The 16,188-nt window shown below is 59.0% G+C and carries 15 protein-coding genes; 8 read left to right on the top strand and 7 right to left on the bottom strand.

What is annotated here, in order from left to right; all coding sequences use genetic code 11:
* Positions 1 to 21 precede the first annotated feature (21 nt).
* On the top strand, positions 22 to 1,380 hold the full coding sequence (gene gorA, locus HX873_RS18755; protein ID WP_177049509.1) for a glutathione-disulfide reductase: 1,359 nt from the start codon (positions 22 to 24) through the stop codon (positions 1,378 to 1,380).
* Here the strand turns inward: gorA and HX873_RS18750 are convergent, their stop codons facing one another.
* A complete protein-coding gene (locus HX873_RS18750) occupies positions 1,381 to 2,388 on the bottom strand; it encodes a DNA-binding protein (protein ID WP_003212575.1) in 1,008 nt (335 codons plus the stop codon).
* Between the two features lie 161 nt (positions 2,389 to 2,549).
* On the opposite strand from HX873_RS18750, the gene HX873_RS18745 reads away from it, so the two are divergent.
* From HX873_RS18745 to ahpF, 3 genes are all read left to right on the top strand, one after another.
* Entirely contained in the window at positions 2,550 to 3,476 is a 927-nt protein-coding gene (locus HX873_RS18745) for a site-specific integrase (protein ID WP_008432517.1), read from the top strand.
* A gap of 149 nt (positions 3,477 to 3,625) precedes the next feature.
* Entirely contained in the window at positions 3,626 to 4,189 is a 564-nt protein-coding gene (gene ahpC / locus HX873_RS18740) for an alkyl hydroperoxide reductase subunit C (RefSeq protein ID WP_003173835.1), read from the top strand.
* 127 nt (positions 4,190 to 4,316) lie between these two features.
* The gene (gene ahpF / locus HX873_RS18735) at positions 4,317 to 5,882 is read left to right on the top strand and encodes an alkyl hydroperoxide reductase subunit F (RefSeq protein ID WP_003212573.1); all 1,566 of its coding nucleotides are present in this window, start codon (positions 4,317 to 4,319) and stop codon (positions 5,880 to 5,882) included.
* Between the two features lie 63 nt (positions 5,883 to 5,945).
* Here ahpF and gloA read toward each other — a convergent pair whose 3' ends face one another.
* Positions 5,946 to 6,467, bottom strand: coding sequence for a lactoylglutathione lyase (gene gloA, locus HX873_RS18730; RefSeq protein WP_003212572.1), 522 nt, complete (start codon positions 6,465 to 6,467; stop codon positions 5,946 to 5,948).
* A 193-nt stretch (positions 6,468 to 6,660) separates the two neighbouring features.
* Here gloA and HX873_RS18725 point away from each other — a divergent pair, with 193 nt between their 5' ends.
* Entirely contained in the window at positions 6,661 to 7,197 is a 537-nt protein-coding gene (locus HX873_RS18725; RefSeq protein WP_177123027.1) for a DUF4946 domain-containing protein, read from the top strand.
* Positions 7,198 to 7,367: 170 nt separating this feature from the next.
* Here the strand turns inward: HX873_RS18725 and HX873_RS18720 are convergent, their stop codons facing one another.
* From HX873_RS18720 to HX873_RS18710, 3 genes are all read right to left on the bottom strand, one after another.
* Complete coding sequence (locus tag HX873_RS18720) at positions 7,368 to 7,733, bottom strand: histone-like nucleoid-structuring protein, MvaT/MvaU family (protein ID WP_003212570.1); 366 nt, start codon at positions 7,731 to 7,733, stop codon at positions 7,368 to 7,370.
* A gap of 196 nt (positions 7,734 to 7,929) precedes the next feature.
* Complete coding sequence (locus tag HX873_RS18715) at positions 7,930 to 9,474, bottom strand: EAL domain-containing protein (RefSeq protein WP_177123026.1); 1,545 nt, start codon at positions 9,472 to 9,474, stop codon at positions 7,930 to 7,932.
* A 124-nt stretch (positions 9,475 to 9,598) separates the two neighbouring features.
* Positions 9,599 to 10,471 carry a LysR family transcriptional regulator gene (locus tag HX873_RS18710; RefSeq protein WP_003212568.1) on the bottom strand — a complete coding sequence of 291 codons (873 nt, stop codon included), beginning with the start codon at positions 10,469 to 10,471 and terminating at the stop codon, positions 9,599 to 9,601.
* A 77-nt stretch (positions 10,472 to 10,548) separates the two neighbouring features.
* On the opposite strand from HX873_RS18710, the gene HX873_RS18705 reads away from it, so the two are divergent.
* From HX873_RS18705 to HX873_RS18695, 3 genes are all read left to right on the top strand, one after another.
* Positions 10,549 to 11,472 carry a DMT family transporter gene (locus HX873_RS18705; protein WP_177123025.1) on the top strand — a complete coding sequence of 308 codons (924 nt, stop codon included), beginning with the start codon at positions 10,549 to 10,551 and terminating at the stop codon, positions 11,470 to 11,472.
* A gap of 249 nt (positions 11,473 to 11,721) precedes the next feature.
* On the top strand, positions 11,722 to 12,798 hold the full coding sequence (gene hppD, locus HX873_RS18700; protein ID WP_003212566.1) for a 4-hydroxyphenylpyruvate dioxygenase: 1,077 nt from the start codon (positions 11,722 to 11,724) through the stop codon (positions 12,796 to 12,798).
* A 158-nt stretch (positions 12,799 to 12,956) separates the two neighbouring features.
* Positions 12,957 to 14,189, top strand: coding sequence for a dermonecrotic toxin domain-containing protein (locus HX873_RS18695; RefSeq protein ID WP_256349642.1), 1,233 nt, complete (start codon positions 12,957 to 12,959; stop codon positions 14,187 to 14,189).
* On the opposite strand, the gene rarD is transcribed toward HX873_RS18695, so the two are convergent.
* Both rarD and HX873_RS18685 read right to left on the bottom strand, forming a co-directional pair.
* Positions 14,158 to 15,039 (bottom strand): EamA family transporter RarD, encoded by an 882-nt coding sequence (rarD, locus tag HX873_RS18690; protein WP_177123024.1) that lies wholly within the window; start codon positions 15,037 to 15,039, stop codon positions 14,158 to 14,160. The two genes, HX873_RS18695 and rarD, sit on opposite strands and share 32 nt — an antisense overlap.
* A gap of 136 nt (positions 15,040 to 15,175) precedes the next feature.
* Positions 15,176 to 16,186, bottom strand: coding sequence for an aldo/keto reductase (locus HX873_RS18685; protein WP_008432538.1), 1,011 nt, complete (start codon positions 16,184 to 16,186; stop codon positions 15,176 to 15,178).
* Between the last annotated feature and the right edge of the window lie 2 nt (positions 16,187 to 16,188).

Below are 16,188 nucleotides of genomic sequence, written 5' to 3'. Positions count from 1 at the left end.
TGTCCTGCCGAGGAGAGTGAAATGGCCTACGATTTTGACCTTTATGTAATTGGTGCCGGTTCCGGCGGTGTGCGCGCTGCACGATTCGCTGCGGGTTTTGGCGCCAAAGTGGCGGTGGCTGAAAGCCGCTACCTGGGCGGTACCTGCGTGAATGTGGGCTGCGTACCGAAGAAACTGTTGGTGTACGGCGCGCATTTCGCCGAAGACTTCGAGCAGGCCAGCGGTTTTGGCTGGTCCCTGGGTGAAGCGAATTTCGATTGGGCGACCCTGATCGCCAACAAGGATCGTGAAATCAACCGTCTCAATGGCATCTACCGCAACCTGCTGGTCAACAGCGGCGTGGCCCTGCACGAAGGGCATGCGCGGCTGGTGGACCCGCACCAGGTAGAAATCAACGGCGAGCGTTTTACCGCCAAGCACATTCTGGTGGCCACCGGTGGCTGGCCGCAGATCCCGGACATCCCGGGGCGCGAGCACGCCATTGGCTCCAATGAGGCGTTCTTCCTCAAGGAGCTGCCCAAGCGTGTGCTGGTAGTCGGCGGTGGCTATATCGCCGTCGAGTTCGCCGGGATTTTCCATGGCCTGGGCGCACAGACTTCGCTGCTGTATCGCGGCGACCTGTTCCTGCGCGGTTTTGACGGCTCGGTGCGCACGCACTTGAAGGAGGAGCTGACCAAGCGCGGCCTGGACCTGCAGTTCAACGCCGACATCGAGCGTATCGACAAGCAGGCCGATGGCAGCCTCAAGGCCACCTTGAAAGATGGCCGCGTGCTGGAAGCCGATTGCGTGTTCTACGCCACTGGCCGACGCCCGATGCTCGATAACCTGGGGCTGGAAAACACTGGCGTCAAGTTGGACAAGCGCGGCTTTGTCGAAGTGGATGAGCTGTACCAGACCGCCGAACCGTCGATCCTGGCGATTGGTGATGTGATCGGCCGCGTGCAACTGACGCCAGTGGCCCTGGCTGAAGGCATGGCCGTGGCACGTCGCTTGTTCAAGCCTGAGCAATATCGTCCGGTGGACTACGCGATGATCCCGACGGCGGTGTTCAGCCTGCCGAATATCGGCACCGTGGGCCTCAGCGAAGAGCAGGCCCGTGAAGACGGGCACAAGGTGCAGGTGTTCGAAAGCCGCTTCCGGCCGATGAAACTGACCCTGACCGACTGCCAGGAAAAGACCTTGATGAAGCTGGTGGTCGACGCCGAGACCGACAAGGTCCTGGGTTGCCACATGGTCGGCCCCGACGCTGGCGAGATCGTGCAGGGCCTGGCGATCGCGCTCAAGGCGGGCGCGACCAAGCAGCATTTTGATGAAACCATCGGCGTGCACCCAACGGCGGCGGAAGAGTTCGTCACCATGCGCACGCCAGTGGCGCAGTAATCAGCCCTCGGTAGTTGCTTCCGGCACCGTCGCAACGACGGCTGCCAGGCGCAGCGCATCAATACTGGCCTGGGCCTTGACCAGGTCCAGTTCCAGGGTTTTGTTGGCCTTCTGATGCTCGGCCAGCGCTTCCTGGCGCGCCTGATTCTCCAGTTGGGCAACTCGCAAGCGCTCCTGCAACAGGGTACGCTCGCTGTCGATCACACTCACTTGCTCGCTCAATTGACGCTGCTGTTCACGGTCCTGGCGAGCCTGTTCCTGCAGTGCGCTCAATTCCTTCACGGTCACCCGATGCTCGATCAGCAGGCGCTCGTTATCGCGGTGCAACTGAGTGATTTCATCCTGGCGCACCATCGCGCTCTGCTGGGCCTGGCGCAGCTCTGCCTGGACCTGCTGCAACTGGCCTTCATGGCGACGCTGTTCCTGCTCACGCTGGTCCTTGATCGCATTGCGGTAATGCTCCAGGGCGTCCCGGGCATGCAGGTGCTTCTCTTCCAGTGAGCGAATCTGCTCGTCCTTGTCGTTGATCCGCAACTCGTAATCGCTGCACGCCTGGCTCAGCCCGGCGTTGCGGGTTTGCTCGGTTTGCAGGCTGGAGCGAGTGCTTTGCAAGGCCGCGCTTTCATCGGCCAGGGCGGCGGACTGGATATCGAACTGCTGCTTGAGCTGGGAGTGGGCCGCTTCCAGCTCCTCAACCTGGGCGAGCAGGGCGGTTTTCTGTTGCTGGAACTGCGCCAGGGCCAGGTCGATAGGCTCCTGGGCCTTCTCCTTCAAGCGCTGGGCCAGTCGCGCCACCAGTTCACCCAATTCGTCGTCAATGGGCGCTTCGGTGATGGTCTGGCGGGTTTCGCTTTCGTCCAGCTCCTTCAGATAGCGATGAATCGTGGTTTTCGAGCCGGTATTGCCCATCTCGATGCGTACTGCATCGATGCTCGGGTTTTCGCCACGGGCAAGGATCGCCAGGCGTGCCGTTTGAACTACTGCTTTATTGATGCCGCCGCGAGCCATGGAGTCTCCGTCGATTTGGTACTGTGGTACGTAGTATGTATATACGTACTATATCACGATTGTTTTAAAGCCGAAATTGATGATTTATCAGATGGGATATTGGCGTATTATCCCGTGTGATACAGGTTTTGAAATGGACAACAGCCAGTGGCAGTACAGGCATGAGTGAGCTGGACCGTTATCTGAATGCGGCCACCCGCGATAACACCCGCCGCAGCTATCGAGCGGCAATCGAGCATTTCGAGGTGAATTGGGGTGGATTCCTGCCGGCGACCAGCGACAGCGTGGCGCGCTATCTGGTGGCGCATGCGGGCGTGCTGTCGGTCAACACGTTGAAGCTGCGGTTATCGGCGCTGGCCCAGTGGCACACCAGCCAGGGGTTTCCTGATCCGACCAAGGCGCCAGTGGTGCGCAAAGTCCTGAAAGGCATTCGTGCCCTGCACCCGGCTCAGGAAAAACAGGCGGAGCCATTGCAACTGCAGCACCTGGAGCAGGTCATCCAGTTCCTCGAACAGGAAGGCCACGACGCCCGGCGCGCAGAAGACCATCCTCGATGGCTGCGGGCCAAGCGTGACGCGGCGTTGATCCTGCTGGGTTTCTGGCGTGGCTTTCGCAGCGATGAGTTATGCCGGTTGAATATCGAGCACGTGCAGGCGGTGCCCGGTTCGGGCATCACCCTGTATCTACCGCGCAGCAAAAGTGATCGGGAAAATATCGGCCGCACCTACCAGACGCCGGCGCTGTTGCGGCTGTGCCCGGTGCAGGCCTATAGCGAATGGCTCAGCGCTTCAGCGCTGGTGCGCGGCCCGGTGTTTCGCGGCATTGATCGTTGGGGCAACCTGGGCGAGGAGGGCTTGCACGCCAACAGCGTGATCCCGCTATTGCGCCAGGCGCTGGAGCGCGCCGGGATTGCGGCCGATCAGTACACCAGCCACTCCCTGCGCCGGGGCTTCGCTACCTGGGCTCATCGCAGTGGCTGGGACTTGAAGTCGTTGATGACTTACGTCGGCTGGAAAGACATGAAATCGGCCATGCGCTATGTTGAAGCGACGCCCTTTCTCGGCATGACCCGGGCATCCCTCGAGTGATTCAAGGTTTCTTCTATTAATACAGTCTCTTGATAGTGAAAACCAATCGTCAGCATCAGGTTTGCCAATGAGCCATCGGCCGGAAGAGTGGGTAGGATTCACCTCATCAACTTACTAAGCCCTTCTACAAACCTGACGGAGAGTCAACGATGCCTATCATCAACAGCCAAGTAAAACCGTTCAAAGCTACCGCCTACAAAAACGGCAACTTCGTAGACGTGACTGATGCTGACCTGAAAGGCAAATGGTCTGTCGTGTTCTTCTACCCAGCCGACTTCACCTTCGTCTGCCCAACCGAACTGGAAGACCTGGCTGACAACTACGCCGAATTCCAGAAACTGGGCGTCGAAATCTACAGCGTTTCCACCGACACCCACTTTGCCCACGCTGCCTGGCACAACACCTCGCCAGCCATCGGCAAAATCCAGTACACCATGATCGGCGACCCGACCCTGACTATCTCCCGCAACTTCGACGTGCTGATCGAAGAAGCTGGCCTGGCAGACCGTGGCACCTTCGTGATCAACCCTGAAGGCCAGATCAAAATCGTTGAACTGAACGATGGCGGCGTTGGCCGTGACGCTTCCGAGCTGCTGCGCAAAATCAAGGCGGCCCAGTACGTTGCTGCTCACCCGGGCGAAGTCTGCCCAGCCAAGTGGAAAGAAGGCGAGGCCACCCTGGCTCCGTCCCTGGACCTGGTCGGCAAGATCTAAGTCTGTGAAATGCCAAGGGCGGGTTACCGCACCTAAGTAAGCTGCATCCGCCCTCGAAACGCCCGGGCGAGATTCGCTCGGGCGTTTTTTTGTCTGCAATAAACCGAATTAATAGGAAATCGCCCGTATGTTGGACGCCAATCTTAAAGCTCAGTTGAAGTCATACCTGGAACGGGTCACCCAGCCGATCGAGATCGTCGCCTCCCTCGATGACGGTGCGAAATCCCAGGAAATGCTTGCCCTCTTGCAGGATGTAGCCAGCCTTTCGACGCTGATTACCCTGAAAAGCGATGGCAATGATGCGCGCAAGCCATCGTTCTCCATCAACCGCCCGGGTGCCGATATCAGCCTGCGTTTTGCCGGCATCCCAATGGGCCATGAATTCACTTCGCTGGTATTGGCGCTGCTGCAAGTCGGCGGCCACCCCTCGAAGGCCAGTGTCGAAGTGATTGAACAGATTCGCGCCCTTAAAGGCGAGTTCAGCTTCGAGACTTACTTCTCGCTGTCGTGCCAGAACTGCCCGGACGTGGTCCAGGCGCTGAACCTGATGGCAGTATTGAACCCGAACATCCGCCACGTCGCCATCGACGGTGCGCTGTTCCAGGCAGAAGTCGATGATCGTCAGATCATGGCCGTGCCCAGCGTTTACTTGAATGGTGTGAACTTCGGCCAGGGCCGCATGGGCCTGGAAGAAATCCTCGCCAAGCTCGACACCAGCGGTATCGAAAAAGCCGCCGAGAAAATCAGCGCCAAAGATGCGTTCGACGTACTTGTCGTCGGCGGTGGCCCAGCGGGTTCGGCAGCGGCTATCTACGCTGCACGTAAAGGCATCCGTACCGGTGTTGCAGCCGAGCGCTTCGGCGGGCAGGTGCTGGACACCATGTCGATCGAGAACTTTATCTCGGTACAGGAAACCGAAGGGCCGAAACTCGCCAGCGCCCTGGAGGCCCACGTGCGTCAGTACGACGTGGACATCATGAACCTGCAGCGTGCTACTGCGCTGATCCCGGCGAAAAACAACGGTGAGCTGCACGAAATCCGTTTCGAAAGCGGTGCGACCCTCAAGTCCAAGACCGTGATCCTGGCCACCGGTGCCCGCTGGCGTGAAATGGGTGTACCGGGCGAGCAGGAATACAAGGCCAAAGGCGTGTGCTTCTGCCCGCACTGCGACGGCCCGCTGTTCAAGGGCAAGCGCGTGGCGGTGATCGGCGGCGGTAACTCCGGCGTTGAAGCAGCCATCGACCTGGCCGGTATCGTCAGCCACGTGACCTTGCTTGAGTTTGACAGCAAGTTGCGCGCCGACGCCGTGTTGCAGCGCAAGCTGTACAGCCTGCCGAACGTTGACGTGATTACCAGCGCGCTGACCAGTGAGGTCAAGGGGGATGGCCAGAAAGTTACCGGCCTGGCCTACAAGGATCGCGACAGTGGCGAATTCAAGACTATCGACCTGGAAGGCATCTTTGTACAGATCGGTTTGCTGCCCAACACCGACTGGCTCAAAGGCACTGTGGAGTTGACTCCACGTGGCGAGATCATCGTCGATGCACGTGGTGAGACTTCGCTGCCAGGTGTTTTTGCCGCCGGTGACGTAACGACTGTGCCGTACAAGCAGATCGTGATTGCAGTAGGCGAGGGCGCCAAGGCTTCCCTGAGTGCTTTCGATCACCTGATCCGCACTTCCGCCCCGGCGTAAATTCCGGCCCGGAAATGAAAAACCCCATGAGTGATCATGGGGTTTTTTATTGCCGGCGGAACCTTACAGCGGCGTTGGCTGAATGATTTCAACCCAGTACGCATCCGGGTCTTTCACGAAGGCCAGGCTTTTCATGCGGCCGTCACTCAGGCGCTTCTGGAAGTCGCAGCCCAGTTCTTCAAAGCGCGCGCAGGCAGCAACGATGTCCGGCACCGAGATGCAGATATGGCCAAAGCCACGCGGGTCGGTGTTGCCGTTGTGGTAGGCAAAGTCCGCGTCGTTTTCGGTGCCGTGGTTGTGGGTCAGTTCGAGGATACCCGGGATCGACTTCATCCACTGGGTGCGGGCGGCAGCGTCGGCCGGGATCTGGGCCTTGTCGACCAGGGCCAGGAAGTACAGGCTGAATTCGGCTTCCGGGAAGTCACGTTTTTCAACCAGGGAAAAACCCAGTACGCGGGTGTAGAAATCCAGCGACTTGGTGATGTCCTTGACCCGCAGCATGGTGTGGTTGAACACGAAGTTCGTGGTGGCGGTGTCAGGCTGGGCGGTGACGCCCGGGAAAGTGTTCAGTTCGTGCAGGCTCATGGGCCCTCCAGAGAAAAATGGGGCAAACGTGGCTCCGGTTGGAGCATCCCTTGGCTTGCGGCTGGCATCCGTGCAGCCGGTCCATGATACGCAGCCCTGCCGGTTGCGCCAAATGAAAAAGGTCACGCAACCCTTGCGGCCAGCGGGTGCAGGGGCCCAAACTTTGTCGCTTGAACCTTGAGTGTTTTTCGTAATGACCGGATTTCGCGCACCGTTGTTGAGTACCCTGAGCCTGTTGCTGGGCAGCACCGCTGCATGGGCGGCTGACCCAGAAATTCATTGGCCCAGCGGCTGGCAGGTAGAGGAAGTGGCGCCCGACGACCAGGCCCCGGCGCAACCGTCGGCGGTGTCCCGCCAGCGGGCCATAAAGAATGATGAGAATGGCGCGACCTTGATGGTCATGGAGTTGACGGGCACGCCAATCGAAGCGGGGCATACGGTCAACCTGCAAGGCGTGCTGCTGGAAATGCGCAAATCCATCCAGAAGGACTTTGCCCAGGGTGGTTATCAAAGTGTGTGCACCAAGATGCACCCCACAACATTGAGCCGGCTTGAGGCATTGGAAACTACCTGTGTAATCACCGAGAACGGTCGGCATGTGCTGTCGCAAACGTTGGTGGGGGCTGTCGATACCGATAAGGCCTATGTTTTTTCATACGCAGGCCAGGCCGACGCTTACGAATCAAGCAAGGATGAAGTCAGTTCGGTGCGTGACAGCCTTAAACTTTGAGCGTTGTAGGCATCGCGACAAATAAGTGGATTTGAACAAAGTGAAATGTTTTTTAAAGTTCGTTTTTGAAAGTGCCAGCGTCCTGATTTGTTTCACTATCGATGCCTGTAAACAAAAAAGCCCTGCATGTGCAGGGCTTTTCTTAGTGCGTTTGTACTAGCCGCAAAGCATTAGCCGCGAAGCCAGGAGTCTACAGTGGCTGCGCCGTACTGTTCTTTCCACGCCTTCAGGCCGCGATGGTTGCCGCCCTTGGTTTCGATCAGTTCACCCGTGTGCGGGTTGTGGTAAACCTTGACGACGCGGGCACGGCGCTGTTTGGGTGCGGCAGCGACGGAAGCGCCGGACTTGCCCGGGTTAGGATCCAGGATGGAGATGATGTCGCGCAGGCTTTTGCCGTAGGTCTTCATCAGCCCTTGCAGCTTTTCTTCGAATTCGATTTCTTTCTTCAAACCAGCATCGTTCTTCAGGGATTCCAGCTGGGCAAGCTGCTCTTGAAGGGCTTTTTCTGCTGCGCGAAATTCGGCGAGTCTGGACAAAATCTATACTCCAATAGTGTATTTGGCTGATATCTACTGCAAACAAAGCGATAAGCCAAGAGCCTTAAGGCGACTCAATGAAAGTGGCCTTCCTGCCAATTCAGCACAGGCAGGAAAAATTGTAGTAGTTAATCAGTCATGAGTAAATCATGTCTTTTGTATAAATAACAATATTTCCGTTGAAGTGGCTGGCTATTCAATGGCTGTTCAGGAATCTAATGAACTCGTCGCAAGGTACAGGCTTGCCAAACAGGTAGCCTTGCAAGAAATCAACGCCTTGGGCCGCCAGATAGTCGCATTGTTCTTGTGTTTCGACGCCTTCGGCAACGATGCCCAGGTCCAGCTTGGCAGACAGTTCAATGATGCTGTCGAGTATATGCCGCGAGAGTGCATCAACACCGATCATTGCCACGAAGCTTTGATCTATCTTCAAGTAATCGACATTGAAGTTGCGCAAATAACCCAGGCTGGAGTGGCCGGTGCCAAAGTCGTCGATTGCGATCATTACCCCCATTTCATGCAGCGCCTGGAACAGCTGGCGGGTGATATCCGTGGGTTCGATCAACTCGCGCTCGGTCAACTCAAGGACCAGGATCACCTTGCCCGGCGGGAAGGCAGCGAGGAACTCCCGGCAGTCCTCCACCAGCCCCAGGTCGTGACAATGGCGAGCGGTAATGTTGATGCCCACGTGAAAATTGTCGGCAAACTGCGCGGTGTGGGGCGCCAACTGTGCGGCGGTCTGGCGCATCAGGGCGCGGGTCATCGGTACGATCAGGCCCGAATGTTCGGCCAGGGGAATGAACAGGTCCGGGCGCACCAGACCTTCCCTGGGATGATTCCAGCGCATCAGCACTTCACAGCCGGCCCACTGCCGGATGTTGTCGCCACGCACCACTGGCTGGTAATAGGGCACAAATTCATTGGCGCCCAGGGCCCGTTGCAGTTCCAGGGTCGGTGCCGATGAGCGCTTTTGCAGCCAGTGGGCGAGGATGCCTGCCAGCACGCCGAAAAACACCACCAGAACGAACAGCGCGGGATACCGCGCCTGCATGTAGCGCCAGGTTTCACCCTCCGGCATCCCGGCTTCCACGCTGTAGGTATACCGCGTGGAGTCGAGATGATGATGCGCGACGGAAAATGTCGGCAGCGCTGTGCTGTGCACCTTGCCATCCGACGCCAGCCAGTTAGGCCCCACCTGCAACACCAGGTCGGTATATCGACTGATCAGGCGCAACGCGTTGGTCAAGTGGTAGCCATCAATGGAGGCGAAGGCCCCCCGGTCTCCCTCGGTGAGGCGATACACCAGCAATGCGGTGTCGGGTGTCACCGGGTTGCCTTTCATCAGCCAGAGACGACCGCCGACGTAGTCCTCAGGGTTGACCGGGGACTGGTAGTTGCCACCAAACAACGAGCTGCAATAGATGTTGCGCTGCCAGGACAAGGTGGTGGCGCGCACGAACGGCCGGCGGGTGACCTGTTCCCGCAGCTTCAGTTGAGTCGGGTTATCACATTCATGGCCGGCCAGTGGCAGCAGGTCCTGGGCGGCGAGGGCGGTGTTGTCGAGCATCAGGTCAAACTGGCGCACGGCCTCCTGGGCGGTTTGCGCGGTGCTGTGCTCGAGGGTGCGCCCGGCTTGCCAATACAGGATAAGTACACCCAGCAAAATGGGCAGCGCGCCACTGAGCAGGGTGATCAGGTGGCGAGTGGAGGCTTTTCGGGGGCCTTTGACGGTCAGTGGCATTTGCGCAGCCTGTAGCGGGAGAGGGCAATAGGACGCTCAAATGCGGTCGGGACAACCTCGGTGGCCTTCCAACAAAGCGTATCGGTATTGGCCATGATAGATGGCGGCAGGCGTCTGTGCATGTTCAATAAAGCTTCAACCGTGTGGCCAGTTGAATAAATGCCAGGGTTGCCGGCGAGGACTGCCGACGGTCCAGTACCGCCAGCCCCACCTGGCGTTTGACGGCAGGCTTGAGCGGTTTGATCAGGTAATCCGCCTGCGTGGATTCAGGCAGCGACAACTCGGCGACAATGGTCACACCGTCGCCCCGGCGCACGGTGTCCAGGGTGCTGAGCAGCTGTGAGCAGCGGTAACGCACATCCGGCTGCAACCCTGCACCGACGAACAGCCTTGAGACCAGTTCGGCCGAACCGGCCTGGGTCAGGATAAAAGGTTCACCGCACAGCGCTTTCAGGCTGACACTTGGCTGCGCGCCCAAGTGATGCCCCAAGGGCAGCAGCGCGACCAGTTGGTCCTCAATCAACGGGAACGTATCGAAGCGCTCTTCAGGCAGCACCACAAACCCAACGTCGACGCGCCGCTCTTCCAGCCACTGCGTCACCTGGCGATCGGGGCCTTCGTCGACATGCACCTCGATGCCCGGATGCTGCTCGCGAAAATGCTGCAGGATCGCGGGCAACAAGCGAATCGATGAGGTCGGCCCGAACGAGCCGATGCGCAGCGTGCCGCGCTTCATCCCGCGGGCATCGGCGGCTTCCTGTTGCAGCGTGTTGGCCAACCCGAGCATGGCCCGGGCGCGCAACAGCAGTTGTTGGCCGATATCGCTGAGTTCGACCTGGGACTGATGACGTCGGATCAACTCCACACCCAGTTCCTGCTCCAGGGATTTGATCGCATGGGACACCGCCGATTGGCTGATGCCCAGGCGATTGGCGGCGCTGGTGAAACCTTGCAGTTCGGCCACCAGGGAAAAGATTTCCAGTTGGGTAAGGGTCATGAGTATTTACTCATTTTACGATGATCGGGGATTAGCCCAACAATAAGCCAATCCCGTGTCTTGTGAGTAGAAATCTGATGAACCCGAGCCCTGACCGTCTGACGTATCTGAAGCTGGCAGCCGTGACCATGATCTGGGGCGGCACCTTCGTTGCCGGGCGCTATCTGGCGGCAGGCCTGGACCCACTGTTGGCGGCGACCGTGCGCTTTGCACTGGCCAGCCTGGCGCTGCTGGCCTTCCTGGGCGTCGCGCGTATTCGCCTGGTGCGTCCGACCACCGCGCAATGGGTGCAACTGATGGTGCTGGGCTTTTTCGGGGTCTTTTTCTACAACCTGTGTTTTTTCTACGGCCTGCATTACATCAATGCGTCCCGGGCGTCGTTGATCGTGGCGCTGAACCCGGCAGTGATTGGCCTGGCCTCGTGGCTGCTGTTCAAGGAACGCCTGGGCTGCTTCAAGCTGGTGGGGATCGCGCTGTGCCTGGGTGGCGCAGGGCTGGTGATCGTCAGTCGCAACCCGCAGTTGCTGCAGGGCACGGCAGATGCGTGGGTCGGTGACCTGCTGATTTTCGGCTGCGTGGTGGGGTGGGGCGTGTACTCGCTGTTTTCCCGGAGTCTCAACCAGCGCCTGGGGCCGTTGCAAACCGTGACCTGGTCGATCCTGCTGGGCACGCTGATGCTGACGATCACCACGCTGGTGACGGGTCGGCTAACGATGGCCGCATTGGGCCGGATTGATCTGCCCCAACTGATGAGTTTGCTGTACCTGGGCGTGCTGGGCTCGGCACTGGCCTACATCGGCTACTACGATGGCCTGCGCCGCATCGGCGCCACCCGTGCGGGTGTATTTATCGCCCTCAATCCGCTGACGGCAGTGATCTGCGGCGCATTGCTGCTTGGCGAGCAACTGACCGTGCCGATGCTGCTGGGTGGGGCGGTCATCCTGCTGGGCATCTATCTGTGCAACAAACCCCTTGCGCGGGCCAGGGCAATGGGGATTTGATAAGAGTACGGACAAATCTGTTTACGCTGTGTAGAATCGATTTACGCATACAAGAATAAGGACTTGCGCTAACGCAAGCCTCGCCCGTCAGAGACTGATGTAACCATGAAGCTACTCGGGTCCCCCCTCATCTTTGGTGACTTCCTCGCCCGCAGCGTGCGGGGTATCTCCTGTGCGCCACCCGCTGACCTCATCCTTGCTCGCAAATAAACATTTGTTAATTACAAGAATGATGATGAGGCACCGAAAATGGCAGACCTGTACGAAAACCCAATGGGCCTGATGGGCTTTGAGTTCATCGAATTCGCATCGCCAACCCCGGGCACCCTGGAGCCGATCTTCGAGATCATGGGCTTCACCAAGGTCGCGACCCACCGTTCCAAGAACGTACACCTGTACCGGCAGGGCGAGATCAACCTGATCCTCAACAACGAACCCAACAGCATCGCCTCCTACTTTGCGGCCGAGCACGGCCCGTCGGTGTGCGGCATGGCGTTTCGCGTCAAGGACTCGCAACAGGCCTACAACCGGGCCCTGGAACTGGGCGCCCAGCCTATCCATATCGAAACCGGCCCGATGGAGCTGAACCTGCCGGCGATCAAGGGCATTGGCGGCGCGCCGCTGTACCTGATCGACCGCTTTGGTGAAGGCAGCTCGATCTATGACATCGACTTCGTGTACCTCGAAGGTGTCGAGCGCAACCCGGTGGGCGCGGGCCTCAAGGTCATCGACCACTTGACCCACAACGTGTACCGCGGCCGCATGGCCTACTGGGCGAACTTCTACGAGAAGCTGTTCAATTTCCGTGAGGCGCGCTATTTCGACATCAAGGGCGAATACACCGGCCTGACCTCCAAGGCCATGAGCGCCCCGGACGGCATGATCCGCATCCCGCTGAACGAAGAGTCGTCCAAGGGTGCCGGGCAGATCGAAGAGTTCCTGATGCAGTTCAACGGCGAGGGCATCCAGCACGTTGCCTTCCTCACCGATGACCTGGTCAAGACCTGGGATGCGTTGAAGAAGATCGGCATGCGCTTCATGACCGCGCCGCCAGACACCTATTATGAGATGCTCGAAGGCCGCCTGCCGAACCACGGCGAGCCGGTGGATCAACTGCAGGCACGGGGCATCCTGCTGGACGGCTCGTCAGTGGCGGGGGACAAGCGCCTGCTGCTGCAGATCTTCTCGGAAACCCTGATGGGCCCGGTGTTCTTCGAGTTCATCCAGCGTAAGGGTGACGACGGCTTTGGTGAAGGCAACTTCAAGGCACTGTTCGAATCCATCGAGCGCGACCAAGTGCGTCGTGGTGTGTTGACCGCTGACTGATCGCCTGGGCGATACACAAAAAAGCCCGACCGGGATTGCACCCGGCCGGGCTTTTTGTTGCCCGGCAGAAACATCGGGACACAGGCGGTTGCCAGCGGCCAGGAACGGAATTCACTGCCAGCGTTACTCAGTGTCATATGCCCAGTTGAGGTTCATGTATGACAGTCATTGCGCACACCGGTAGTCCACCTCCAGGTTTGAATCAGGCAGCAGCCGTCAACGACGAACCGGCCATCAGTCCCTTGGCCCCAACTGCTCCCTCCCCATTAAGTCCTGCCACTGTCGCCCGCGTGACGTTTTCCTCGAACGTGGAATGGAGCAGTGCGCAAGGCGAGCTGACCGCCGCAGGCGTCGAACTGGCCAATGCCGTATTGGCCCCGGGTACCTCATCAACCGTCGGCGCGCAGGTCTGCACGTTCGCGGTGGACGGGATCCAGTCGAGCGACATTCTGGTGGTCAAACGCGTACCCGCCTCTGAAACCGGAACGAATGTCCTGTTGTATATTCCTGACGTTGAGGGCAATTCGTTCTTCGAATTCAATAACCTTGGAGAAATGAACGCCTGGCTCAAAGAGGTCGCCACCGACCCTGACAAGTTGGATGTATTTGCCGGGCATTTTTCCCGCAATGCACCTGCCGATCAGACAAAGCGGGTAAAAGACACGATGACGCGCTTCGCAGCAGGCGATATCAATGCCGTGGTCGGGCCTTTTGGCTACGAAAAGGGCGATATCTTCAATCGCCTGGACAAGCACACAAGCGTGCCGCCGGTACCGGTCAACGGGCTGACGGGGACCTACCTGAAAGTTGAGACCCGTGATGGCCGGGTGACTTTCGCAGGCACACGTCCGGACGGAGAAACCGTACTCTATCAGTACGATGCCTACGGCAACTTCCATGGAGGAGGTAACAAGGGCAACTTCTACTTTGTGAAAAACGGCCTGAACAATGACCAGCCGCTGTCGCCTGTTTCGCGAGAGCAATACTTGAAAACGGTCGTCAGTGTCAGCCTGGATAATGTGGGTGCCAACGATTTATGGGGGCTGTTCGACGAGTTCATCCGCCAACTGAAGAATCCGGGTTCAGGCATTGGGACGGCCTTGATCGCACTGGGCGTGCCTGAGGATGTGGCACAGTCCATCGAAAAAATCGTCAAAAACCCCGTCACCGGCACCTTGCTTGAACTCAATCATGGCAACCGGCTCGGTAAGCTGTTTGGCGTTGAAAAGGCGCAAATGGACGCCGCACTGACGCAAATAGGCGACGAAATCCAAGGCAGGATTCCGTATTACGGGGCCATCCGAGGGGGGTTGTCGCAAACGGCTGTAATGCTCGAAATGGCAGCAAAAAAAAGCGCTGTCAGGCCTTCTGCTGACGCACCAAATGCTTGAAGCCTTCAAACACCAGCACCATCACCGCGAGCCAGATCGGAAGATACGTCAGCCATTCCCCCGCCTTGATGCTTTCGCCCAACAACAAGGCCACGCCGAGCAGCAGCACCGGTTCTACATAGCTGAGCAGCCCGAACAGGCTGAAGGCCAACAAGCGGCTGGCGACGATGTAGCACACCAGCGCCGAGGCACTGATCAAGCCCAGCATCGGGATCAAGGCGTACAAACCCTTGTGGGCGTCGAGCACGGCAAAACCCTGTTCGCCGCTTTGCACGAACCACAGTGCCACCGGCAACATCAGCGCCATATCGAGCCACAGCCCGCCGAGGTGGTCGGTCTTCAGGCGTTTGCGCAGTACGAAGTAAACCGGGTAGCCGATGATCACTACCAGGGTTGCCCAGGAGAATCCGCCCACCTGATACAACTCGTTCAGCACACCAGCACCGGCGAAGAACACCGCAATCTTTTGCAGGCGTGACAATTGTTCGCCATACACCAGCCGACCGGTCAGCACCATCGTCAATGGCAGCAGGAAATAGCCCAGCGATACATCCAGGCTGCGACCGTTGAGCGGCGCCCACATGAACAGCCACAACTGCACCCCCAGCAGGGCCGAAGACACCACGACCCCGCCGATCAGCGCGGGTTTGGCCGCAACCAGCCGAACCAGTTCCCACACCCGTCGCCACTCGCCGCTGACAATCATGAACACGGTCATGCAGGGCACCGTCAACAACATGCGCCAGCCGAAGATCTCCAGGCCGCTCAAGGGCGTAAGCAGCGACGTGAAGTAATACATCACGGCAAACAACACCGAGGCCAAGACCGATAACACAACACCTTTAGACACACTGTCCTCACGAAAGCCGATTGATACAAAAGAAGGGGGATTTCAGGGAGGGAATATAGTGCTTTTGAGGTGAGATGTTTGCTCTGTTTTGGAGCGGTTTATGGGAGGATTTCTCAGGTCCCCCCATAAAAGGGACTTATGGCCGGGCAACTCGCCCCGACACAAAGTGGCTCACATCATTGAACCCTGGCGTCGACGCATGCCCTGGCGTGACCAGCGAGTCGATGAATGCTTCGTCCTCCGCCGTGATCTTCACCTCCAGCGCGCCGGTGTAGGCATCCCACTGCGCCTCGGTGCGCGGCCCGACAATCGCCGAACTGACCGCCGAGTTGTTCAGGACCCAGGCAATCGCGAACTCGACAATCCCCACGCCACGGCCCTGGGTGTATTGCTGGATCTGCTGGGCGATGCGCAGGGATTCAACGCGCCATTCGGTTTCCAGGATGCGCTTGTCCTGGCGTCCGGCACGGCTGCCGGCTTCAGGCGTTACGTCCGGCGCATATTTGCCGCTGAGCACGCCACGGGCCAGCGGGCTGTAAGGCACCACGCCCAGGCCATACGCGGCGGCGGCGGTGATCTGCTCCACCTCGGCCTGACGGTTGACGATGTTGTACAGCGGCTGGCTGATGATCGGTTTGTCCACCCCGAGGCGCTCGGCCACGCGGATCACTTCAGCGATCCGCCAGCCGCGGTAGTTGGACAAGCCCCAGTGGCGGATCTTGCCCTCGCGGATCAAGTCGCCAATCGCTGAAATCGTGACTTCCAGTGGCGTGTTGTGGTCTTCGCGGTGCAGGTAATAGATATCCAGGTAATCGGTGTCGAGGCGCGTCAGGCTGGCTTCCAGCGCATTGAAAATCCGCTTGCGACTCAGGCCGCTGCGGTTCGGCAGGCCATCCGCCGGGCCGATGCCGACCTTCGAGGCCAGCACCCAATCCTGGCGCTGGCGGGCGATGGCTTCGCCGACGATTTCCTCGGAGCGCCCGCCGGTGTAGACGTCGGCGGTGTCGATAAAGTTGATGCCTTGATCCCAGGCCTTGTCGATGATGCGCAGCGAGTCCTCGGTGTTGGTCTGCTCGCCAAACATCATGCTGCCCAGGGTCAGTGCGCTGACCTTCAACCCGGACTGGCCCAGTGTGCGGTAAATCATCG

This window comes from Pseudomonas sp. P7758 (genome assembly GCF_013386485.1).
Taxonomy (GTDB): Bacteria; Pseudomonadota; Gammaproteobacteria; order Pseudomonadales; family Pseudomonadaceae; genus Aquipseudomonas.
The sequence above is the reverse complement of the archived record's forward strand: the minus strand, read 5'-3'. Positions and strand labels throughout refer to the sequence as shown.